This is a genomic window from Candidatus Clostridium eludens (genome assembly GCF_045310515.1).
Taxonomy (GTDB): domain Bacteria; phylum Bacillota; class Clostridia; order Clostridiales; family Clostridiaceae; genus Clostridium_B; species Clostridium_B eludens.
Genome location: NZ_JBJHZX010000054.1, coordinates 1 through 23,032 on the forward strand (window position 1 = coordinate 1; position 23,032 = coordinate 23,032).

Genomic DNA, 23,032 nt, shown 5'->3' on the forward strand with positions numbered 1-23,032 from the left:
TTTATATGTTAAATATAATAAATGTATTTGTAAATAAATATTAATATTAAAAATAACACTTGATTAAAAATATAAATGCTGATATAAATGCGGCTAAAAATATTTCTTTACTCAGTATAGAAAATATAATAAAAGAACAACTAAAAAGCAAATAATTTTATACAGTATTGAAGGGCAACTTAGTGTCCCTGAATCGAGTAGTACCAGTAATCCTAACTGTATTAGTATGGCAACTCTCGGTAAGCCTCAACTTAGTTGGGAAGCTCTATGCAGATACTAGTAATAGTAAGGCGTATAGAAACATATCAAATTTAAGAACGGTTTAAATACTATGGTTAGAAGCTAACATGAGATATGTTTAAGTAATAAGAGAATTATAGCGTTTCAGTATTGTACTTTTAGTTAGAAACTAACATGAGATATATTTAAGCCTAAATATTTTTGTCCACGTTGGTGGATGCTAACTTCGCATTTAACATACTTTGGAATTACCCAAGCTAAGTTAGCAGCTGAATCTTTTGCGGACTTATTAAAAAATGCGAAACCTCTATTGAATAGTAAAAATATGTAGGCATATGGACAATTTCCAAGAAAATGTGCTATTGAAAATCCTTATATTAATGTCATAGATAAAGTATAATATAAATAGGGTAATAACCTTAGAAAGCAAATAGCAATTCAACTATAGTAAGGTTTTCATGTGAAAAAGTATAATCTTAACATTGCTATACATGGAGGTAAAAGGGTGAATAAAGAGGATTTAAAAGCTATAAGAGAATTATTAAAAGAGGAATTAAAGACTACAAGAGATTTATTAAGAGATGAGTTAAAGGCAGAATTAGATCCCATTAAGTCTCAATTAAAAGAAAATACTCAAATATTAAAAGCATTAGAGCACAAAGCAGATGTACATAAAGCTGAACATGATAAAATTAATAATAATATTGCTCATGTGGAAGGCCATTTAAAAAATATAGATGGAAAGTTAGATTTAATAGAGCTTGCAGTAAAGGATACTTTAAAAGATGTTAAGGATATTCGAGAAGATTTAACAAGTGTAGAGCTGATAACAGCTAAAAACTACACTGATATAGTTAAGTTAAAATCAGTTAAATAAAATAATACATATCTTACTTTTGTAGCTGTTATCGATAGTATAGAATTATGGTTGAAAAACTTAGTGGGAATCCTGCTAGGTTTTGTTTTTTTATTGTATTGCTCTATTATTGATTGTCAGACATAAAAGGCAACTCTTTTTTTACAAAAAATTAATTCTATGTATTTCCAAAAAATGCTATAATAAATTCACCCTCTAACAAGAATATGATAAGGGAAGTATACGAAATCCTCCTAAACATATTCTGTCCATCCGTTAGGGGGGATTTTAAAAGAAAGAGGTATGTATAAATGGCAGATAAAACAATAGTTTGTAAGGACTGTGGTAAGGAATTCGTATTTACTGAAAGTGAGCAAGCTTTTTACAAAGAAAAAGGATTCGACAATGAGCCTCAGAGATGTATTGATTGTAGAAGAGCAAGAAAGCAACGAAACAATAATAGAAAAGACTTTAGAAAAAGATAATATCTTGTGCTAAATTGAGTTATAATCCTAACAAAAGCTCCAGCCTAGTTTTAAGCTGGAGCTTTTGCTTCACATAAATAGCTGACCCGCGGATAGCCAAGAAAAATTTAAAAATGATAATCTTATTATGGCGTACCTAAAATTTACAATTTAATACAATAAATAGAAATAGCCTTCAATATGTGGCAACACCCCTATCAGATTTTTTTAAAATCAAGAAGTCTTTCTCAAAACAGCACATAATAGATATACAGATAATTTTTTATTAGTGCTCTTGTAAATTGAGTGACAAATGTAAATTTGGCCTTATTGAGGCTAACGTTTTATATTAAATTATATTACTAAAATTTTAGAAGGAATATAGATGAATTTGGCAAATAAATATCCATTATACGCTTGGAACGTGTCGTGAGTATAGATGATATTTGAATACAAGGCTGTGGTTTACCCCTATACGGAGTGTGGGGGTAAACCACAGTAATAAATTTTTGCTGCATTATGACATGAAAACATCCGAAATTTTACACCCAATAAATCTGTTTTCCAGTGATGGAGTGGGCTACAGAAACATGCTTACTGTAGACAAAATATGTCACTGATCAAATAAAATTTAAATGTTTTTGATATGGTATGTGGTAATTGAGGCACACAAGGCGAAAGCCGGATATCGAGCTATTCCATAACTTAAGTCGAAATTGCAGGTCAGATGAACCTGAAGAAACTCATCTGACGCTAGAACTGCGACTCTTCATGTGAAACACGTGGCGAGTATAAAGGGGTCTGGTCTTTACAAGCAAGTTACTTATTATTTAGGAGGTAATATAATGGCAAGTTTAAAATTTCAAATTTTGAAGAGAATCGATTCTTTAAAATGTTTTGGCCAATCAAAAAAGGATGCAAAAAAAGAACAGAAACTTAATGATTTTATACTTGGAATAAAAGGAAACTCCTTAAGAGCTCCAGGTATCTATAGTAAAAGTACCTGTGACAATTACAAAAAACATAGCTTGAATTTTGCTGAGTGGGAAAGGGAAAGGCATTCTGAAAAAAAATTTAAGATACTTAATAATATTCCCAAGGAACACATTGGGGAATGGCTAAAAGAAAGCATAGACAAAGGTGAAAGTGGATATACAACAAGGCTTAAAGCTTCAGCATTAGCTAAAATTTTAGGTTGTCATACCTATGATTTTGGAGTGAAAATGCCCTCTAAACGAGGGGATAGAATGACAATAAAGCGAAGTAGACATAACGTTGATTATGATAATCATTTCTCAAACGTAAACAACAAAGATATTGAGGATTTTTGTAAAGCTACAGGACTCAGACGAAGTGAGGTAGCTCAAATTAAACCCGAACAAATAAAATATGAGGAAAAAGACAGATTGATACTTGATTTTAAATCCAAGAAAGAATATCGTGTAATGACTAAAGGTGGCAGAGGTAGAATAATTCACCCTATAAAGCCTGGTTGGGATATTGTTTTGAAAGCTAAAGAATTAGCTGAAAAAATGGGACAAGCCACTGTGTTTCAAAAAGTTCATCATGCGATGGATGTTCACTCTTACAGAAGAGATTTTGCACAACATAAATACATGGAAGCTATACAATATTTCAAGGGAAAGCATATAGAAATACAGCAAAATTATATTTGTAGAGATGGAAGTGATAGAAGATATAATAAACAAGCACTTAGAATAGTATCTGAGAACCTTGGCCATAGTAGGTTAGACGTGGTAGTTAAGAATTACTTTTGATTATTTATTATTAGACGCGAAATAAAAACTCCAGCCTATTTTAAGCTAGAGTTTCTATTTCATCTAAGCTAATCCTTAGACAGCTAAAGGGGATTTGAAATGGGGGAACGATATTTATGGTATGTCCCAAATTCATAAATCATATACAACAAATAAAAAGCCCCGGAATCTTCCAGAACTTTTTACTGAATCTTATATGGACTTGTGTTAGAACTAACCTAAACTAAATGGATTTAAACTGAATTAAGTTCCTATCTAATACTATGCCGATCTAATCTATTTTATGAGTGGTTTTTGTATTCCGCGAATTTTGATAAAGTTCTTTCTTACAATCACGATTACATGAATGAGTGAAATGATATATTGCCATCATGGTAAGTTATTTTCACGTATCCCCAAACTCAATAATCTTTAATAGATAATTCTAGCATACTCGTATTGGAAAAATAAGTACCATTTTAGGTACTTATTTTTCTATTTGACTGGAATGGATGATTATACCCTTAATTGGTCTAACTATGGTTTTTTATATATTCCAAAAGAGCTTGACTGTGTAAATCCTTTTGTTTAAACTCTTTATTTTTATTACAGAACTCCAAGAACTCACTCCATACAACATCATTTATTCTTACCGTTTTTCTGTACTCCTTGTCATTCTCTTCTGGAAGATTTATTTTTATTCCTTGAATTATTGGTGTGACATTTATCTTATCTTTGTCATTTGAAAACCACTCTAAAATCTCCATAAGTTTGTCGTAATTTTCGGAAAGTCCTATTAAATTTTTTAAAACTTTTTTATCTGTGATGATTGTCTTATCATCGTCTCGTATAATGTCTTTTGGCACTATTGCTTTATTTTCGTCATACAATAAGCTTGTCTTATTATTGTCACTTACATACTTATTGAGACTACTGTCGTAGGATTGTCCTACCTTATTAAATCTGTCCCTTACAGTGCTTCTACCTATCCCTATGCACTTACATATTTTTGTTACCGTTCCCCCACTTGCGAGTTCTTTGTTTATATATTCAATCTGATTCTCTATGCTTAAACTATCAAATTCTCTTCTATCCAACATAATCCCTCCCGTGACAAGTGTCATACATAATAAATTCTACGTAAATTAGTAAAACCCTTTAATATTAAAGTAGTATTATAGAAAACTATTATAAACAGAAATAAAGTAAGGATTTTACCTCTTACTTTATTTCTGTTTACATTGTATTATATATAAGATTTAGTTATCTCTTTTTTTATTTATAAATCTACTTAGTGCTGTCATATCTTCATCATCAAATTTGGATATAGTTTCTTCTTTTTTAACAGTTTTGTTCACAGCTATATTTCTGGTTTTTAAATATTCCTCTATTCTTTTATCTATAATAGTTTCTAACGATTCGTTTTGATCCATCTTTTCTCTTAGAACTTCTTTTACAAAGGCAGTAAATTTTTTGCCTTTTTTCTCGCTATTTTCTATGCAAAAATCATATAAGTCTTGTTCACCATCACCAAAACTTACAGTTTTTCTTTTAATGTCAGACAAATTATTCACCCCAAACTGCTAACCCAACTTCTTTATAAGTAATAGCATTCAAGAATTGGGCATTATCTAAAACTTTAGCATTAGGATAATAAGCTTTTATGCTATTGATTAAAGGCTTAGCTCCTCCTCCAATTACTCTTATTTTTCTATTAGCAGTATCAAAATTTTGAGTTATAACATTATTTATCTCTCTTATATGAGCATCTACAGTATCTTTTAGAAATGAAACACTTTTTACTTCCTCATTTATTTCATATGTGCTTTTACCCAAAATATCTTCCATAGCCTCCGGAGGTAATCCTATATTACCAAAGTTAGAGTTAAGAGAAGTTTTCATATTTGTATAAAGAGTTAGCATTCCAAACTTAGTAGTATTGTGTTTAACTAGTTCTAGCCCATCAAATTGAGTTATATCACAGCTTCCTCCACCTATATCTATTATTAATAAATTTTGTTTTTTATACTCTTTTGGATCGCTAAAAACTACCGCTGATTCTTCAAATACCATACCATTAAGTATAGTAATAACTTTTTTTATCTTTTCAGTACCTTCATATATAGTTATTTCCTGTTCACCTAATTTATTAATTTTTTCTTCAAGTTTATCTCTAATTGGTGATTCAAATAATTCAGGCGGAAGTCCTACTACAATTTTAGCTTCAATGTTCTGCTCTGGTGTACTTTTAGCTATAGCTGTTATTAAACAAATATCATAGTCAATATTAAAATATTTATTAGTTCCTAGATTTAACGTTCCTGCTTTACTTCCAACTGTATATTTTTTACCTTTGTATTCAATCTTTATATCATCTTCATTTACACCTTTATGACCTACTACTACCCTACTTTTAAATTTGCCCATTTTATCATTTTTAGTAGTATCATTTCCAATGTCAATACCAAAGATCATTTAAATATCCTCCTTTATGCTTTTTTATGATTTATTATGATTGTATTCTATTACCATGTTATGATTTTTTATGCTTTTTGTCAATTGTTTTTATACGCACAAAAAAAGCAGCTACTCACTACGAATAGTTGCTTTTGTAATTATTTGTAACACTTTTACATATCCCACATATAATACTAGTATAAGCAAACCATAATATAAGGAGGTAACAAACATGTTACAAATGATTATAAACTTAGTAATTAAAAAATACTTAAAGCCAAAAAAGAAATTAAGTATAGAGGAAATCTCATATGAACAGAAAACTTACCCTATCTATCTTTGCGTAAGGCAAGCTTTCAATTACTGTATTAAGAATAGGTTAATGAAGAGAACTGATATATTACAATTTAAGTCTATACTTGATTCATATATCAGAAATCCTTACATCTACCAACATAAAAAATACAACAACGATGTTCATGAGATATACTCCAAATTAAAAAACTATTACATCAAACCTAAAGAGATGCATAAGCTCCTTAAGTTTGTAAACAGTTTTTTAAAAGCCAAAAATACGGCTACTCAATAAGCCTGCCATAGCTTATTGCCACTATGAGATTGAGAATTTAATATTAGCCAACCATAGCTCTTTAAACAATTCTCTTTCTCTCTTTATATCTTACATAGTAGTATAAACAATATTAAGGAGTTTTATTCATGGATATATTATTTTTCTTTGACAAATTATTAATATCAAAAATTATGTATTTAATGACACCTTATAATGTTTTCATATCAGGAACGGTGGCGTATTTGTTTGTGCATTGTTATTGCTCGGCCATCCAAAACAAGAAGAAAGGAGCAAAATAATGTTTGTAGAGTTAGGAGTTATAGGCATTTTAAAGTATGCCCATGATAAATACAAAAATCTTGATTTGTATTGCATGAAAAGGGAAATAAAAAAAATACTTCAGGATAGCAAATTAGACTATTATACAGTAATGGAAGTTAAAAGAAGCCTTCCCTGGGGATATGAAGTCGTAATCTCCTTGAACGGAAAAGGATTTACTGAATTAGAAACCGTAAAAGAAAATATTGAAACAAAACTGGGATATGAAACTCATATTGAACAAAACAATAACCTTAAGACAGCTACAATAAAAATTATAGTTTTACCTGTAACTGAAGATACGAAATTTCAACCTTATGAAACTAAGCAATACGAAATCTATTGTAGCTTAAGCCAGACAATGCAGGCATTGGTTGTCAATCTAAAAAAATTCCCACATGTTTTAGTAAGTGGCCAAACAGGGTGCGGAAAAACAGAAGAAATCAGATTGATATTGACTAACTTAATTAATAACCACAATAGCCGGGATATAAATATATTTTTCTCTGAGCTTAGTGGTATGGATGATTATAGTATTTTCCAAGAATGCAAGCAGGTAAAAGGCTATGCTAAAGATATACGAGAAAGCGAAAAACTATTTATCTATATGATGCATCTATATGCTAAAAGATTAGAGATATTTATAAGGAATGGATGTAAAAACATCTCTGAATACAATGAAAAATTCTATCAAAGAAGAATGTCCTATGATTATATTGTAATGGATGAGATGGCAGATTATTTTCCAGTAAAAACAGATGAAGATTATCAATTAAAAGAGAATGTTTATAATATGCTGCGACATGCTATACGTAAGTTTAGAAAGGTTGGTATATTTTTGATTATAGGTATTCAACGGCCAGACACAACAGTTCTTGATCCTTCCTTAAAATCCGGACTATGCACGAAGATAGGATTTTCACAAAATAATGACGCTAGTTCTCTTGTAGTAGCCGATACTAACGAATTGACAAACATAGAAAATAGGAAAGCTCTACTCATGTACGGGAATCAGAAACAATGGTTTAAGTCCCTGTATTTAGATGATAAGTTAATAAATAAATACATTAAAGACAGCATAGTAAAAGACAGGACAAAACAAAAAGATTATAATAAATTTTTAGTTGAAAAAGAAGTTCCTAAAGAACCTAATAAAAATAAAGAAATAACTAAAGTAAGCGAAGTGGCAAGTACCTCAGACGAAAATCAAAAAGTTATTCCATATAAAGTGAGGTTAAAGAATAATGCTATCAAAAAAGGATAAAGAAATATTAAGATTTATTGAAACTCATAAGTCAATAACAATTAATCAGTGTGCCAAATGTATATTTACAGGTAATAAATACGCAAAGGATCAAGCCAGAAGACAACTCAGGCAGCTTTACAAAGAAAAGTTTATTCAAAGATACCAGGGAAGCCGAAGTTCACAGGTTGTTTATTACACAATTGAACGATTAGGGATACATGATTTAAAACTTATAGATGTTTATTCTGAGTTTATGTCCTTAGGAGCTACTATAGAATCTTCTCAAAAAGAATATATAGTTTATACAGACACGGCAAAAAAGAGCTATCGAAAAATAGATGCAGTTTTTGAAATTAATTATAACGATTACCTTATTCCAATAATTTGTGAAATAGATTATTCTCATTATACCAGCATGAAGAAGCTTCAGGACATATACAAATCTAATCACTTCCAAGAAATATATGGCGAAAATGTTTTCCCTTTAATAATAATTGTAAGACCAGTAATTACAAAATATAAATTATTAGTAGACAATGGATTGCTGATACTGTATGTAGATTGGGAATTATCAAATTTGAAACAAGCCCTGGAATAGGTTTTTGGGGTGCGGATTACAAGGCGCTAATCGCGCCTAATTCTTTTATAATTCTTTCTATTTTACCGGAGGGCAAAAACCGCCTAAAATCAATAGTTGTAATATCTATTTTATACCTATAGGTAAGTATAAGTATAAAGTATTTAGAATGGGTATAATTTATATATATAAATTATTATCAGGAGAATCTATTATGACAAAGAAAACTCATGTTGCTGTGGGTGTTGCTGTAACATTACAAATAATTACACTTAATCCTATTGCGTCTATAGGCGTTTTGGGAGCAATTGCCCCTGATTGGGATATGATGCTAGGCATAAAACATAGAACCACCACACACAGCCTCATAGCTCTATTTATAAGTACAATAATAATTACCCTATTAAACACAAAAATAGGGTTAGTGTGGGGGCTTAATTATTCAATACATTTATTTCTAGACAGCTTCACTAAGATGGGCGTGCCTTTCCTCTACCCATTTAAAAACAATTATTATGGATTGAAATTGATCCGCACAGGACAATCAGAAGATCTGTTCATATGTCTTCTGGCTATATTTTTTATTGGCAGCACATATTTATATTAAATAAAGTGAGCTTACTCACTCTTAAAAAAGATGAAATAAGCTCACTTTATTGATTTTAGATATGCAACATCATAAGTATTTTGTATAGTAACTTTTTCTACTTTCTCAAATTTTTCTTTAAGCTCCTTAGTGTCTTTTGAAATATCTTTTACTGCAAGCTCTATTACATCCACCTTTTCACTTAGAGGCTTAACGATGTCTCTATGTGCTTTTTCATTCTGCTGCATATGAGACTTTTGTACTTCGGCCATAGTCTTTATATCTGATTGCACACCCTCAAGAGTTATAGAGTTTTTCTTAACTTCACTTTCAAGACTGTCAAATTTTTGGTCAAGACCATCAAGTCTCTTACTGTGAGACTGCACCTCTGAATAAATTTTTTCTAACAAGTCAAACATTTTATTTTCATCCATATCAATTCTCCTATACATGAGTTTAATCTTAATAATAATTATATCATTTCTAAGAGGATTGTGAACAAAAAAGCATGACTAATTACTGGTCATGCTTTACTTAAAATAAATAAATTTTTGGTACTGCGTAGCAACAAAATTTATTGATGTGATGTTAGTTTACACCCCAATTATGTACATTGTATTTATATTAGCAAAACATTCTGTAAATAAGCTGTTACAAAAAAATGAATACGACTAAAACTAGCCATACTCACTTTTTATTTGGATAACTGGGTTTCTGATACAGATATATTTTACAAGAAAATTATGTATATTGTGTTTACAATAGTAAAACATTTAGTAAATAAGTTATTTTGTTATACAGAAAGAGAGCATGACTAAAATTAATCATGCTCTCTTTTGTTTAGAATATATGATTACCTAATATACATATATCTTAAAAGAAAATTATGTATATTATATTTACATTAGTAAAACATTCCGTAAATAAGCTATTATTAACTTCTTATTGCAAAATATTCTAGCTTAGTATAGAATTAAAATCATAAACAAGTAAATAAGTTCGGTTTATATAAAAACAAAAAAGCAAAAACCGTAAAATCCTCGGTCTGGAAAACTAAGATTTTACGGTTCCCAAAAAGCTTTTAAACTTTCGTTTTTAATTGTTATAGGGTTATTATAATACATAGTTCAAGTATAGTCAATAACCTTATAACGAGAAACAAAAGTTGAAGCTTCCTTGCTTTTAATATTAGGAGGCGTTTTTAAATGGAAAAAAATTTTATGGCAATACATAATGATATAGTAATATTAAGAATATCAAATAGGGCTTACAGAATATACAGCTTTTTAAACAGTATGTGTTTTGGTAAAAAAGATAAATGTTTTCCAAGTCAATCTTACATAGCTAAAAAACTAAGAATTTGTGTAAGAACAATTCAAAGAGGGCTTAAGGAGTTAGTCCAAGCTGGACTAATAAAAGTTAAACGTAGAGGCTCTATGAGCAATGTGTATTACATATTAGATAAAGTAGTTTTAAACAGTAAATTGAAAAACAAAGACAATTCAAATGAAAACAATTCAAAAGGCAAAAGTAAAATAGGCTCATTTGATAACTTCAAACCAAGAGAATATGATTTCAATGATTTAGAGAAAAAGCTGTTAGGATGGGATGACGAAGAAGATTTAAAGGAATAAATTGAAATCCCTTATACCATCACATGGCAAATGATATAAGGGCATCATATATATGTAAAATCATGAATAAAGTTTAACTATTTAAATATAAAGTATTTCTAAAAAAATAGCAATATCAAAGGCGTATTAAAGTCGCCTTTTTTTAGTTTTCATAAATTTGTAAATTTATTTTAATTGTTTTTAAATACAATTTATGGTTAAAAATGTATTTAAATCGAGTTTAAAATGCTATAAAATTAGTCTTAATTTTATAATACGACACTTATAGTCGCTTTTAATATGTAAGTTTTGTCTGCTTTCGTTACGACAACTAAGCCATAAAATTAAATACAATAAAAAGTAGCTATTTCAAAGCTTCAGAATAGGTTTTTAAGACAGGAATAAATACAACTTAATAAATATAACTTATTATATGCATGTAGGGGGAATTCATTGAATTGATATTTGTAAAACTTGCTGGAGATTTTTGGGCCAGGTTTTATTTTTATTTTTGCAAAGTCAAGCAGGGACTTTAAATATTTTGTAGAAAATAACTATAGTAGGAGGTGTATTATAAATTTATGAAAAATTTTAACATAACACAAATATCTATAGTTATTCAAGTTGACATCGGAAATATAAGCGAATTGAGGAAAAAAGCTTTTGACGAGCTATTAATTGCTAACAAAGAATTTAACACTAGCATATTATCGCCAATCGGGATAGTATATATAAAAAACAGTAATAATACTAACCTTATCATTACTTCTAATAAAATTACCTATATTACTCGAAGTTCAACTTTGGATGAAGAATTTCTCATAATCTTAAGAAAAATTTATGAAAAATTGATTTTACCGCAAGAAATAGTACTGTCATTCAATATACAAGCGACAAGTGACGCTGAAAATTCAATACAGATATCTAAAGATATATTTAATTCTAAATTTAATAATGTATTAGGGAATTTTAATGATGTATCAGCCGTTGGTTATAGGTTCTTTATTAACAATAATGAAATGCAATGTGATATCAAGTTAGAACCTTTTCTGAACAATGATTCTAAATATATATATCAAATTTCAGGAGTTCTAAAAAATATTATAAAAATCGATGATATAAAACCTAAAATAGATAATCAAGTTGAAAGCTTTAAAAGTTATATAGAATCAATTATGCAACAAATGAGTCGATAATAAGTCGAGAAAAGATTTATTATAATTAGGAGTATGATGATGGAATATGAATCAATAGGAACAAAATCACAAGCACATGTTAATGATCTTGTTAAGAAAATTTTAGAGAATATCTCAGGACCTAATAGCTTAAAAGAATCTGGAGAGTTTATCGACCTGAATTCTAGTATGTTCCCTCTAAAAAATAAACATTTATCTATAAATAATATATTAATAGATATTTTGAACTCGAACGAAATAGATGATATTGAAAAGTTGGCATTTTTAAGTAAATTTTTTAAACAGGTTGAGAGCATTAACTTTAATGCTACTAGCTTTAATTATAATATCATAGATAAGAAAACAGATCCCTATAATCAACTTGAAAATAACATACGTGCTGATATAGAAAAAACTTTTTTGGATAACATAAATAGACAGGTTGAATATATTTCATTTAGAGATTACTTATCTCTGGGTGACGCTAATAAAGAAAAAGAAAGTTCAGGTGATAAATCGGAGGATATTAATATGGATGATAATAGATTGATTGAAAAATACATAGATTCTGCAAATCAAAATATGCGAGATATGGAAAAACGATTAACGGAAGATAGACATGAAAGCGAGAGACGAATCGAAGAACAAAGAAAACTCTCCGAGGAACGAATGGAAAAAAGGTATAGCGAAATACTTGAAAATACAAAGCTATCTGAGGAACGAATGGAAAAAAGATTTAACGAATCTATGGAAGCTATAAAATACCAGAATGAGAAGATTGATAAACTGGGTGATAAAATTAATAGCAATGCTAAAGAATTAAGAAATATTAGTGTTACTACTATATGGTCAATGATCGGTATAGTAGTAGCTATAGCAGGGCTTGTGATAGTCACAATTTTAACTATTAAACAAATAAAACCTTAATTATTTGTTAAGTAATTAAGGTTTTATTAATTATGATAGAAACAAATGAAAAATACATTAAAGTATTCTTATGGTATTAACTATTATACCCAATTAACCATAGTCTATTTACTTTCTAACGTTATAATAAAACAATAAGTCAAAAACCCCTGCATCACATACAAAAATGATACAGGGGTTTTCTTTTGTGTTAAAAATAAAAAATTCATAAAGCACTTATATTATATGAGATTTCCCAAAGATAATCCAAACAAATATTGTGAATTAAATGTTTATAGTAAAACCAAAACCCCTTGTATCATTATATAGGAAATGATACAGGGGTCACATATGGTTTAGGTAAAAGAATACTATAAAGCAATTACATTATACAAAACTTTTCAAAAACAATCTAAACAAATATTGTAAATGGATTGATAGTATTTTAAATTAATTGTATAATATTGGAATAAGGGGTAGTTATGGAAAATAATATGATAATACTATCAGATTCTAAACCGAATAATTATAAAACTAAAGATGTTGCGGAAATGCTGAATACCAGTACTCAAACAATTAGAAATTATTGTGCCACATTTAAAAGTGTTTTAGATACTAGTCATAAAAATGGCCAACATAGGAATTTCATAATGGAAGATATTGATAAACTTAAATTAATTAGATATCTTCTAAAAGAAAAACAAATGACAGCTAACCAGGTAATTAAATATTTCGAAAACCCTGAGAGTAATAATTATGATATTAGTGATGTTAGCTTTAAATTATTAGTACAAGCTCTATCTGATGAGATGCTTCCTAAAATAGAAAATATTATTGCTAAAAATCTTCAATTTCAGACTGATGATATTAAAGGCACTGTTACTAGTAATTCCACTGATATAAATAGCAATATAATTGAATTATTATCTGATGAAGAAGAGCTTAGAACTACTATAAACCAAATCAGAGATGAACAAACTCAGTATATCAGTAGGGTTGAGAAAAGGAAGGCTGAGAAGAGGAAAAGGCTGCAGAAATTCCAGTTTTGGAGGCTATTAGTACCTGGGCAGCATAAAACACAGGAGGGGGCAAAATAAAAGCAAATCCCTTATATCAAATGAGCGAATGATATAAGGGATTTATGTATGATATGGCGAGAAATTTATTAGCCAATTATATTATAGTTAGTTTGTGAAAAATAGCAATGAAAATGCTGGTAATTGTATATTTATGGTAAAAACAAAATCCCTTGTACCATTTAGAACTGGTACAAGGGATAGAAACGAGAGTATTATAAAACATATACATATTAACATTATATAAGGTTTTTCAAAGATAAGCTAAACAAATATTGGAAATCGTGTTCAGTAAAATTAAAACCCCTCGTACTATTTTAGGGATAGTACAAGGGATATGTGAAAAAGGTAAAAAATTTATTCATTACCAGCATATCAGATTTTCGAGGACGAGCCAATGCAAACAATCTGGAACGTTTTGAATATAATTGAAATTCCCTCACCATTGTGGGGAAAATGGTGCAGGGGAGCTACCAAGATAGATATAAAATTGTTGTATAATATATATATATTGAGAAATAGTAAAATATTACAAATATATTAATTATTTACATATGCATATGTATCTTCTTCTACTACTCTAAAATAAACATCTTTGAGCATAACCACGGAAGCCACATCCTTTCTAAGATAACCCCATTTGAATTTTAACAGTTGCCATTGTATCATCAAGGTAATTCTTAAATTTTTTTCTTAACATATTGTCTACTTCTGTTGCTATATCTTGTGAATTTTTACCTGCACCATTTATATTTATTTGGAATACCGGGTTGCTTTGCACAGTTATTCTGTTATTGGTAGCATTATAAGGAGTTTGAGGAGCAACGTTTATTTGATTATTCGGGGTTACTGATTCGCCGCCTTTCATCCAAACAAGTTCTGGACCTTTTTCTCCCACCAGATGTACACCTGGAGTTGCATTACTTGTTCCTCCTGCATATCCTACATAACTTCCGCCTCGTGCCAGTGCTCTAACTCCGGGGACATTTGCTATACTTCCATAAGTTGCATTCATATATCGAATTGCTGCTACTGCATTATCAATAGGATTCCATATATCATTCATGCCAGGCAATGCATATCTCATATTATCATCTATTAATTGCATTAATCCTTTACTTGGATGGCCTTCTTTAGCGTTTATATCCCACAAGTTTATGGATTTTGGATCTCCACCTGATTCATGCATTGCTATTTGTTCTAAAGCTGGCAAATAAGCCATTGGTGTTCCTGTTAATGCCATTGCTGTAGTTAACCAACTAACTAAATTTCCACTTACTGCTCCACCCATACTACCACTAGCAGCACTCGTCATACTTCCAATCCAGCTTTGTACAAAGTTTCCCATATCTTTAGAAGTCATACCATTTACAAGACCTTGTAATAAATTCGTACCCATACTGTACATAACCGTTGAAGGTGAATGTATTCCAAAACCTGATCTAAAAGTATCTATAACTTTATTTGTAAGTGTTTGTACTACAGATGTTAGATTACCTTCGCTAGCCTGTACTCCTTGGGTGAGATTATTTACCATTCCAGTTCCATATGTAAGTCCTGATTGTGAAAGGGTATACATTATGTTTTTATTGTCTGTTGAAACTTTAGTTGTTGCAGTTGTGGTTAAAGCTTCATTTCCTAATAATGCTGCGGAAAAGTTTTTAACACTGTTCTGTCCATATAAAATATGTTGGTTCACATAGTCTGTAATTAGCTTTTGATTATCTGCAATTACTTTTTTAGTTGAGTTATTAAGTTGTGTTCCTGTGTTTAAAGTTCCTGATCCCATTTGAGCATAGCTAGTACTTAGCATTTGTGCTGTTTGGGGAGCTGGAATAATTTGCGAACCTCCGGGTAGATTTACGAGTTCAGGACCTCTTTCACCTACGATTACAGAACCTCCAGCAAAATTGTTGTCACCTGCAGCTTTCATAGGAATGCCTGTTTTCCAATTAACGTTATCTATGGTAGTCCCTTTTCCAGTGTTTGAAGGAGTAAATAGTTTTATAGTTCCTGAAATCGGATGAGCAAAGAAGTTTTCTAACTCTTTCCACCACCGTTCTATATCGTCTATTACAGCTTTTGTCGTGTTTTTTATTCCTCCCCACACAGCATCCCACGCTTTCCCTAAACTACCATACTTTTCGATTAAGTATGATGCTCCAGCTGCTAAACCTGATATTGCTAAGGCTACAATAATTCCCACTGGACCTGCTCCTAGCTTCATTGCTAATTGTATAGCTTTAATTCCAGTTGCGGTTCCTATAAGTAAAGCTCCTAGTCCTGTATTTCCTTTTTTTAATTCTACAAAGCCTTCTGCTGCTATTCCTATAACTCCGCCAGTAAGAATTCCTTTGCCTCCCATAACGCTTATTGCAGATACTCCGGCTGCAGTCCCCAAAAGTAGAGCACCTAAACCGGTGTTTCCTTGTTTCAATGCAAGAAATCCTCTCGACGCCAAGGATGCTGCGGCTGCAATCCCAAGAACAGGACCACTGAACTTTCCTAAACTACCCAAAGTTTTTATTATTTCTGTTGCAGCAGAAGCTGTTTTTAAGACAGCAAATGCACTTGCTATTCCTAGTATGGTTGAAGATATACTACCCCAGTTTTGTTTTATTCCACCTCCAAACCTAATAGCAGTATCTAGTACCTTTCCTATTTCAGATGAGACAGCAGGCATATTTTTATTTACAGATACTACAAATTCCTTTAGAGAATAACCTAGTTCCGTCTTGTCTATATTTGTTATAAAAGCATTTTCAACATTTGATTTTAGCTTTCTAAACGCACCTGCTAAAGTATCATTCATGGTTATAACCATATTTTGAGCAGCATTATTACTATTTTTTAAAGAGTTGGTTAAATCATCTATTTGCTTAGGTGCTGTTCCAAAAATCGCAGCTGTTCCTGGCAGAGCTTCTTTTCCAAAAATTATGGATAAGGCCGAGTTTTTTTCAGGTGCAGTAGTAAGTCCATGACTTTCAAATGCACTAGATAAATCCCTTACTATGCTTCCAAAATCTTTCATCTTATGTGTAGTGGGGTCTATTGCACTAAATCCTAGTTCATGGATCAATTCTGCTCCCTTACCTACCGGAGCGATTAATCTTTCAATCATAATTTTTAGGTCTGTTCCAGCTTGGCTACCCATGATTCCTTTATCTGCTAATGCTCCAATTGCAGCAACAGTATTTTCTAGGGAAATTCCCACTTCTCCAGCTACAGGAGATACATTTTTTAATGCTTGTGCCATATCTGGTAATGAAGCTGCTGTATCAGCTGCTGTGGCTGCATATACATTCGCAACATGAGTGGCTTGGCTCATATCTAAATTAAAATTTCTCAAGGCTGCGGATATATCTAGGGTTGCATCTTTCATTTGTATATTCCCTGCTACTGCTAAAAGCATAGAAGGTTGTATTGTATCTAATATCTGTTTAGTAGTAAGCCCATGAGAAGCAAGTTCTTCTTCACCTTGTGAGACCTCAAGAGAACTGAGGCCAAAAGCATTACTTAGTTGAATGGCCTTGTTAGATAAATCTGTCATGTCTTTATTAGTTACTTGGCCTAATGTAGCATGTACAGTTGCCATTTCTTGCTGAAATTCTGAATATGAAGTAATAGCATCTTTTATTCCTGCTGCTATACCGTATCCAACTCCAATGAAGCCAAAAGCTCCAAGTATACTTCCGATTCCGCTAGAAACTTTGTTAATCGATGAAAGTGAATCTTTTAGTTCATTGGTTTTAGTTGTAGTTTTAGTTACATTATCTGCTGCCTGATTTGCTTCATTAGCAAATTTTTCTTCATTGTCCACAGTTCCAAATATTTCTTCATTTAATTTTTGTTGCTGTGATATTAGGTCTTGTATAGATGAGCTCATGGTGGTTGTTCTGCCATTCAATTGATCCTGCAACCCTAACCTTTCATCTATTTTTGCATTGTATTCATCCGCATAGTTATTCACCAATTCTGTAAGTCTTTGTTGACGTTCTATAGAAGCATTTAATTCACTTGTATTGCCCATAGCACTTTTTAAAGAATTACTTAAATTGTCTACATTTAGGCTACTTACAACTTCATTCAATTGACTAATTGGTGGATTAATCTTTTCGAAAACATTTGGTAGAGTTCCGATTTTGTCTTCAATATTGCCTATAACACTGCCTAAAGATGTTCCAAAATTATCTACTATTCCTAGTGATTTAGCTAATCCACTATCATCTACATTATAATTAATCTCATACGTTAACTCTTGTAAAGAAGACATTCTTAACGCACCTCCTTGCTTACATTTTATTACAGTTTGAAATCATCCGCCAAAGTATGGAATACTAGGTATAACATGCTATAATGAAAATAAGGGGGGAGTTATGTTGGAAACAGAAAGATTTTATAACAGGGACTGGTTTATGTGGATTATGTTTGGCACTATATCACCAATTGGAATAATTCTAATGTGGAAAAACAAAAGATATCATATAAAATCAAGAATAATAACGTCTATTCTTTATTTATTTTATTTTTTAGTGATATCTGGAATTGTCGGGAGTAAATATTCAGGATTAAGTTTTACTTCTAAATTTATTCGATTAAGCATTTTCTTTGTTTTGATTCCATATATCATAGTACATTGGGATGAACTACAGCGAAAAATTACTCCAGTTCTAGAAAAACATCTTAATAAAAAAACTTCGTTTGTAAACAATGATAGTGTAACTACTAAGACTCGCCCCAATACTCAACCTAAGTTCATAACTAAAATATTTAAATATATTGAGAAACAAAAATTAGAGAAAGAAGCACGAGAAAAACAATTAAAGCAATTAGAAGTTCAAAGGCAAACGACTTTTTATCTATATAGGCAAGGAAAATCTTTGCCCAGAATGCGTTGTAATATAATCTTGCACAAAGGAGAAATCTGCCATTTGGCTTGTGGTGCTAAAAGATATGAGGTCAAAAATAAAAGTGTTGGGTATTCTGGTGGTTATGGTGGCGTATCTTTCCGTATAGCCAAAGGGGTTTCCATTCACACAGGTAGAAGTAGGGGACATACAATAAGAAGAGATATAAGTTATGAGTATGTAGGAACTTTATATATTACAAATAAAAGAGTAATTTTTACTGGTTCAAATAAAAATTTTTCTATAAATTTATCAAAACTTTTAGAGTACAAAATATACAGTGATGGAATTCTGTTTAATACAGATAAAATATCATATATGGTTTTAATAAATGATTCTCAGTGTGCAGGAGCTATTTTGGCTGGTACAGTAAATAATTTTTTAAGAGATGCATAAAAAGGTGTAGATTTCATTCTATACCTTTTTATATTGCTTAGATTTTATTTTTTTTATCTAACTCTTTTTCAATATTTTTTTTCATTAAATCGACAACCTTTGAAGATAGTTCTTTTAATTGAACTTCACTAAGTTCAACGTAGTTAAAACTATGAATTACATGGTTAATAAATTTCGACACTATACCTTCGAGAATATCGAGATAAACATTATAATTTTCGATTTTTTCTGTAAAGTGTTTTTCTGCTTCTTTATGTTCTTTAAATAATTTAAATTGGATTAAGTGAATTAGTTCCTCACCTAAATTTTTATATTCATCGTTGGATAAGTTAGCCTTTTCAATAATTTTATTACCGTTAGACAATGTAGTCCCTAGTCTTTGTTCTATTGCAATGCTAGCTAAATTTTGAGTATGAGAAATAATGTTATATAAATCTATACATATTCTAGCCATACATATAGGCATCTTAGAACAGTCTTCTGAAATATGTTCAATAGTTTTATCCTTTTTTAGGTCATCCATTGTATAATTTTTATTTCTCAGTTTGTCAAAATCATTACTACCAAGAATACTTGAAAAAAAGTCAATAGCTTCTATTTTATCTTCTAGTAATCTATTTATTAAATCAATTATTAGCTGAGTATTATCTCCGGCTAAGTAGTAAATTCTTATATTACCAGAATTGGCAATGGTTTGATTCAGTAAATCTAAATTATCTACTAGCTCTTGTCCTTTCGGAGTAATGTGCTCATTTTCATGCATTTCAATAGTTATGGAATTTTTAATTAAGTTATTTACGCTAACATTTAGAGCTTTAGCTATTTTATTTAATACATCAACAGGAGGAATTCTATCTCCTCTTTCATAATTGCCTATTGATTCACGGGTTATTCCGCTTTTTGCAGCAAGCTCTTTTTGGGTTAATTTTTTACTTTTCCTAATATATTTCAAATTATCACTTAATGACACGTTATCACCTCTTATAAATATAATACACTAATAGATAACAAATGAAAAGTTTTTTTATGAAAATATTTGACAAATTAACAAATGGGACATATAATAAAACTAAAAGATAACAAATGAGATATATAGGAGGTGTAAATATGTTAAATCTTAATGTCAAGAAATTATTGTTACTGCAAGCTAAAGCATGTTTAAGTACTAATGAATTGGCAAAAGAGTCAACATTACCGAGAACTACAATTACAAATATTACACATGGTAGGCGAAAAGCTACTCCAAAGACTATAGGTTTACTTGCGAAAGCTTTAAATGTGGAGATAGAGCAGATTGTCGATTGAAAAATAAACGGAGGTAATAAAATTGAACAGCTTAACGTTTGTAAAGTCAAATAACTTTGGAATTGTAAAATGTGACTTTTATAGGAATAACAATGGAGAAATTTTAATGACTAGGGAACAAATAGGAAAGGGATTAGAATATATTGAACCATCAGATGCAGTTAGAAAATTACATACAAGACATAAAAAGAGACTTGATAAATTTTCAGTGCAGGACAGATTGGCCGGTACTGATGGTAAATTTTATATGACATATCTTTACACTGCTAAAGGTGTTTATGAAATATGTAGATGGAGCCACCAACCTAAAGCAGATGCTTTTATGGATTGGGTTTGGGATGTACTTGAAAAAATTAGAAAACTTGATAAAAAGCAATTAAATAAGTTAGTAAAACGTGAAGCTGGAAAAATAATAAGGAAGTCTTTTACGGACGAATTAAAGGAACTTCCACCGTCTCCACATAAAGATTTTAAGTTTATGCATTACACTAATTTAATTTATACCATAATATTTGGCATGGATGCAGGACGCTTAAGAAAAAAGTTTGGAATAACTCAAAAAGATAAATTAAGGGATTATTTTACACCACAAGAGCTTGAACAAATAGCAGTACTGGAATGTCAGGTTAAGAGAAAAATTAGTGAAGGACTCTCCTATAAACAAATCAAATCGATGTTGTTTAATATGCGATAAATAATACACAAGCAGAATTTAAATTATAGGTATTATAGAGGTATTACAAATGAAAGATTTAAAGTATTTAATAAACTATACCATGGAAGTAGTTGAAAGTCTTAATAGGGAAAAAAGAAATGGAATAAATAAGCTTGTTAATAAGCTTAATGATTGCCCGGAGCAATGGCAGCGACAGACAAGAAAATTTATTGATGTTGTAAGAGAAAATATTGCGAATAGATATGATTGCATAGCAGAGCTTAGAGAATTAAAATCACTTACAGATAATAACTTTGAGGAGGAAGCTTCAAAGTTATTATCTGAAATAACATCTAAACTTACAAAATTAGATGAAAAGGACAGTATAGCTTGTGATATTTATAGGGCTGCTATGAAGGAAGGATTATAAAAGAGATAATATGGATGCAAAGTTTAATCGGGAAACAGATTTAGTAATGGTGTGCAAAAGGGTGAAAAGTAGGTGGTGAGGTGGAGGAACAGGGTTTCTATCCATCAAATAATAAAGTATTAAAGTTTGATGTGAATAGAGATGTTGATGAAATTAGATTTAATCATTATATTATGCAAAAAGAAAATTTTCAAAGAATGAAATGTAATTTACCAAGAGGACAATTTTATATGAGCATAAATTTAGTTAGCAAAGATCTGAGTATAACGTTTGCAAAAGCCAGAGGATTAATCAAAAAATTCGCTGAAAGTGGCATTATAACTAATGTTTATACACCACCTAAAGGTTGTAAAAACCTTTCGATTTGGAAATATAATTCAGCACAAAAAATTAACAATGACAGTAACAATGAGAATAGCAATGACACTAACAATGATAAATGCAGTAATACCAATAGTTTAAGTCATGTAGCTAACAATGACATTAACAATGAGAATAACAATGACATTAACAATACTAAAAAAGAATATATAAAAACAATTAATAAAAATAATAATAGTGCACAAAATGCACAAGCAGAAAAACTCTGGAGGGTATATCCTTTAAAGAAAAATAAGGCTAGAGTAATTAATAAAATTCCCAAACTTATAGAAAAGTATGGATTTGAACAAATGAAGAATACCATTAGTAGATACAAAAAATATGTGGAAGATACTAGAAATAAAGGATTTAAAGAATTGAAATATCAAAACGGAAGCACATTCTTTAATGGCACTTATGAGGATTACCTGGATAAAAACTATGAAGAACAGGAGCATAATGTATCTGAAAGTAATGTTCAGATGTTTGATTTTGATGAGTAGGAGGTGTCAAATGGAAATTGGAAGAATGGCTAACCTAGAAGCAGAGGGAAATATCTTAGGAACAATACTTGTTGACAATAACAAAATATTAATTGCTGCTGATATATTAGAATCTAAAGATTTTTATAATGCAAAAAACAAGTCAATATACGCTACAATGCTTATACTTTATAAAGCTGGAAAGAAAATAGATGTCACAACACTTAGTGAAGCATTAGGAAAGAAATTAAAAGATGTAACTATATTATATATTTCTGAATTGATTGAAAAGGTATCTATGGGTAGTATTAAAGACTATTGCAATATAGTTAAAGAGAAATCAAAATTACGTTCACTGGACAGAGTTGCTAAAAATATACTTACACAAATTAAAGATAGTGATAAAAATGCACATGAAATTATTGGGGATTTAGAAAAATATCTAGCAAATATAGAGTTAAGGGAAAATCCTAAATTGGTTTCTGATACTGAACTTATGAATATGACACTTAATATTATTCAAAAAAATTATGAAAGAGGCGGAGCAATCTTAGGGTTTGAAACTGGAATAAAAACTTTAGATGAAGCACTTAATGGCATACAACAGAAAAAACTATATGTAATAGCAGGAAGGCCCGGAATGGCAAAGTCAGCA

Annotated in this window: 23 protein-coding genes; 17 read left to right on the forward strand and 6 right to left on the reverse strand. The window is 30.4% G+C overall.

Translation table 11 applies throughout. From position 1 onward, the window contains the following. Positions 1-745: 745 nt before the first annotated feature. From ACJDU8_RS22325 to ACJDU8_RS22335, 3 genes are all read left to right on the forward strand, one after another. Positions 746-1,117: a hypothetical protein gene (locus ACJDU8_RS22325; protein WP_406794387.1), complete on the forward strand. Its 372-nt coding sequence runs from the start codon at positions 746-748 to the stop codon at positions 1,115-1,117. A gap of 290 nt (positions 1,118-1,407) precedes the next feature. Beyond that, positions 1,408-1,581: a zinc-ribbon domain-containing protein gene (locus ACJDU8_RS22330; protein ID WP_406794388.1), complete on the forward strand. Its 174-nt coding sequence runs from the start codon at positions 1,408-1,410 to the stop codon at positions 1,579-1,581. Between the two features lie 824 nt (positions 1,582-2,405). Next, complete coding sequence (locus tag ACJDU8_RS22335; protein ID WP_406794389.1) at positions 2,406-3,338, forward strand: hypothetical protein; 933 nt, start codon at positions 2,406-2,408, stop codon at positions 3,336-3,338. A gap of 512 nt (positions 3,339-3,850) precedes the next feature. Here the strand turns inward: ACJDU8_RS22335 and ACJDU8_RS22340 are convergent. From ACJDU8_RS22340 to ACJDU8_RS22350, 3 genes are all read right to left on the reverse strand, one after another. Continuing rightward, positions 3,851-4,417: a hypothetical protein gene (locus ACJDU8_RS22340; RefSeq protein ID WP_406794390.1), complete on the reverse strand. Its 567-nt coding sequence runs from the start codon at positions 4,415-4,417 to the stop codon at positions 3,851-3,853. Between the two features lie 159 nt (positions 4,418-4,576). Next, entirely contained in the window at positions 4,577-4,882 is a 306-nt protein-coding gene (locus tag ACJDU8_RS22345) for a hypothetical protein (protein WP_406794391.1), read from the reverse strand. Between the two features lies 1 nt (position 4,883). Continuing rightward, positions 4,884-5,792, reverse strand: a complete 909-nt coding sequence (locus tag ACJDU8_RS22350) for a ParM/StbA family protein (protein ID WP_406794392.1) — start codon at positions 5,790-5,792, stop codon at positions 4,884-4,886. A 214-nt stretch (positions 5,793-6,006) separates the two neighbouring features. Between ACJDU8_RS22350 and ACJDU8_RS22355 the strand changes: the two genes are divergently transcribed. The 4 genes from ACJDU8_RS22355 (at position 6,007) to ACJDU8_RS22370 (ending at position 9,093) form a co-directional block, all read left to right on the forward strand. After that, positions 6,007-6,363 carry a hypothetical protein gene (locus tag ACJDU8_RS22355; RefSeq protein WP_406794393.1) on the forward strand — a complete coding sequence of 119 codons (357 nt, stop codon included), beginning with the start codon at positions 6,007-6,009 and terminating at the stop codon, positions 6,361-6,363. Positions 6,364-6,643: 280 nt separating this feature from the next. Further along, positions 6,644-7,927, forward strand: a complete 1,284-nt coding sequence (locus ACJDU8_RS22360; RefSeq protein WP_406794394.1) for an FtsK/SpoIIIE domain-containing protein — start codon at positions 6,644-6,646, stop codon at positions 7,925-7,927. Beyond that, positions 7,908-8,507 carry a replication-relaxation family protein gene (locus ACJDU8_RS22365; RefSeq protein ID WP_406794396.1) on the forward strand — a complete coding sequence of 200 codons (600 nt, stop codon included), beginning with the start codon at positions 7,908-7,910 and terminating at the stop codon, positions 8,505-8,507. The genes ACJDU8_RS22360 and ACJDU8_RS22365 overlap by 20 nt, the downstream gene beginning before the upstream one ends. A 193-nt stretch (positions 8,508-8,700) precedes the next feature. Continuing rightward, entirely contained in the window at positions 8,701-9,093 is a 393-nt protein-coding gene (locus ACJDU8_RS22370; RefSeq protein ID WP_406794397.1) for a metal-dependent hydrolase, read from the forward strand. 41 nt (positions 9,094-9,134) lie between these two features. Here ACJDU8_RS22370 and ACJDU8_RS22375 read toward each other — a convergent pair whose 3' ends face one another. Beyond that, complete coding sequence (locus ACJDU8_RS22375) at positions 9,135-9,506, reverse strand: hypothetical protein (RefSeq protein WP_406794398.1); 372 nt, start codon at positions 9,504-9,506, stop codon at positions 9,135-9,137. A 771-nt stretch (positions 9,507-10,277) separates the two neighbouring features. Here ACJDU8_RS22375 and ACJDU8_RS22380 point away from each other — a divergent pair. The 4 genes from ACJDU8_RS22380 to ACJDU8_RS22395 all read left to right on the forward strand — a co-directional run bounded on the left by ACJDU8_RS22380 (position 10,278) and on the right by ACJDU8_RS22395 (position 13,863). Further along, positions 10,278-10,706: a helix-turn-helix domain-containing protein gene (locus ACJDU8_RS22380; RefSeq protein WP_406794399.1), complete on the forward strand. Its 429-nt coding sequence runs from the start codon at positions 10,278-10,280 to the stop codon at positions 10,704-10,706. Positions 10,707-11,266: 560 nt separating this feature from the next. Next, positions 11,267-11,881, forward strand: coding sequence for a hypothetical protein (locus ACJDU8_RS22385; RefSeq protein ID WP_406794400.1), 615 nt, complete (start codon positions 11,267-11,269; stop codon positions 11,879-11,881). Between the two features lie 39 nt (positions 11,882-11,920). Further along, the gene (locus tag ACJDU8_RS22390; protein WP_406794401.1) at positions 11,921-12,787 is read left to right on the forward strand and encodes a hypothetical protein; all 867 of its coding nucleotides are present in this window, start codon (positions 11,921-11,923) and stop codon (positions 12,785-12,787) included. 461 nt (positions 12,788-13,248) lie between these two features. Next, entirely contained in the window at positions 13,249-13,863 is a 615-nt protein-coding gene (locus ACJDU8_RS22395) for a MerR family transcriptional regulator (protein WP_406794402.1), read from the forward strand. Positions 13,864-14,467: 604 nt separating this feature from the next. Here the strand turns inward: ACJDU8_RS22395 and ACJDU8_RS22400 are convergent. After that, entirely contained in the window at positions 14,468-18,115 is a 3,648-nt protein-coding gene (locus ACJDU8_RS22400) for a phage tail tape measure protein (RefSeq protein ID WP_406794403.1), read from the reverse strand. Between the two features lie 103 nt (positions 18,116-18,218). On the opposite strand from ACJDU8_RS22400, the gene ACJDU8_RS22405 reads away from it, so the two are divergent. Then, positions 18,219-19,145: a hypothetical protein gene (locus ACJDU8_RS22405; RefSeq protein ID WP_406794404.1), complete on the forward strand. Its 927-nt coding sequence runs from the start codon at positions 18,219-18,221 to the stop codon at positions 19,143-19,145. A 37-nt stretch (positions 19,146-19,182) separates the two neighbouring features. On the opposite strand, the gene ACJDU8_RS22410 is transcribed toward ACJDU8_RS22405, so the two are convergent. Next, positions 19,183-20,115 (reverse strand): helix-turn-helix domain-containing protein, encoded by a 933-nt coding sequence (locus tag ACJDU8_RS22410; RefSeq protein ID WP_406794405.1) that lies wholly within the window; start codon positions 20,113-20,115, stop codon positions 19,183-19,185. A gap of 137 nt (positions 20,116-20,252) precedes the next feature. On the opposite strand from ACJDU8_RS22410, the gene ACJDU8_RS22415 reads away from it, so the two are divergent. From ACJDU8_RS22415 to ACJDU8_RS22435, 5 genes are all read left to right on the forward strand, one after another. Next, positions 20,253-20,450: a helix-turn-helix domain-containing protein gene (locus ACJDU8_RS22415; protein ID WP_406794406.1), complete on the forward strand. Its 198-nt coding sequence runs from the start codon at positions 20,253-20,255 to the stop codon at positions 20,448-20,450. 22 nt (positions 20,451-20,472) lie between these two features. Next, positions 20,473-21,144, forward strand: coding sequence for a BRO family protein (locus ACJDU8_RS22420; RefSeq protein WP_406794407.1), 672 nt, complete (start codon positions 20,473-20,475; stop codon positions 21,142-21,144). Positions 21,145-21,193: 49 nt separating this feature from the next. Continuing rightward, positions 21,194-21,535 carry a hypothetical protein gene (locus ACJDU8_RS22425; RefSeq protein ID WP_406794408.1) on the forward strand — a complete coding sequence of 114 codons (342 nt, stop codon included), beginning with the start codon at positions 21,194-21,196 and terminating at the stop codon, positions 21,533-21,535. Between the two features lie 80 nt (positions 21,536-21,615). Next, positions 21,616-22,398, forward strand: coding sequence for a hypothetical protein (locus ACJDU8_RS22430; protein ID WP_406794409.1), 783 nt, complete (start codon positions 21,616-21,618; stop codon positions 22,396-22,398). Positions 22,399-22,408: 10 nt separating this feature from the next. Then, on the forward strand, positions 22,409-23,032 hold a 624-nt coding region (locus tag ACJDU8_RS22435), incomplete at its 3' end, for a replicative DNA helicase (protein ID WP_406794410.1).